Genomic DNA, 815 nt, shown 5'->3' on the forward strand with positions numbered 1-815 from the left:
CGCGTCGCCTCCGCGCCGAAGCAGTCGTGCCGCCGCCAGGTCTCGGGCGCGTCGACGCCGATGAGCCGGACCCGCCCCTGCCCGCGCAGGATCAGCGTGTCGCCGTCGACCACACGGGTCACGACCGCCGTCGTCGTCGACGCCCGCTGCTGGAGCCGCCCCGGCGGCGCCGGACCGCAGCCCGCGGCCAGCAGGCATCCGGCGGCGAGCGACCTCCCGAGGAACACGGTCGCAGTGTGCCCGGTGCCGCCGACAGTCTCTCTCAGGTGCCGAAGAACGGCAGGGCCGGATCCTCGAACGCGGCGGTGAAGCGGTCGGGCCAGTCGAGCACGTCCTCCAGCCAGCCCACCCGCATCCGTTCGGCGGCGTACGCGACCCGCTCGGGCGGCTCGACGCCGATGCCCACCACGGCGAGGTCGGCCACGACGCTCGCGTGGTCGTCGTCGCCGAGGACGGCCGTGCGCACGATCGGCCGGTTCGACGCCAGCGCCATCGACAGCGGGTGGCGGCGCAGCACGCGCACCCGATGGCCGAAAAGCGGCTCCGGCGGCTCCTTCAGGCCCGGCAGTTCGTAGTCCATCGGCGGGACCGGATCGTGTTTGTCCGGGACGCCGGGACCACGCGGGAAGAGCCGGCTCATCTCGTGCAGCCACCGCAGCTGCGGGATCACCCACGCGGGTCCGGGCGGCGACTCCGGCCGGGCGCCGTCCAGGAGCCGCTCGGCGACGCTCGCCACGCGTTCGGTGAGCTCCTCGGGCGCGTACGCCACGCGCAGCGCGCCGGACCGCCGCCCGACGGCGCGGTCGAGCACGGTG

1 protein-coding gene and 1 pseudogene are annotated in these 815 nt (G+C 75.6%); both read right to left on the bottom strand.

Going from position 1 to position 815, the window contains the following annotated elements:
* Positions 1 to 227 (bottom strand): hypothetical protein (locus ACFFNX_RS51600; protein ID WP_378213843.1); only part of this gene is annotated, 227 nt, incomplete at its 3' end.
* 35 nt (positions 228 to 262) lie between these two features.
* Positions 263 to 815, bottom strand: a pseudogene (locus ACFFNX_RS51605) (ATP-binding protein); the annotation flags it as partial.

It is taken from the genome of Actinoallomurus acaciae, assembly GCF_042429965.1.
Classification (GTDB): domain Bacteria; phylum Actinomycetota; class Actinomycetes; order Streptosporangiales; family Streptosporangiaceae; genus Actinoallomurus; species Actinoallomurus acaciae.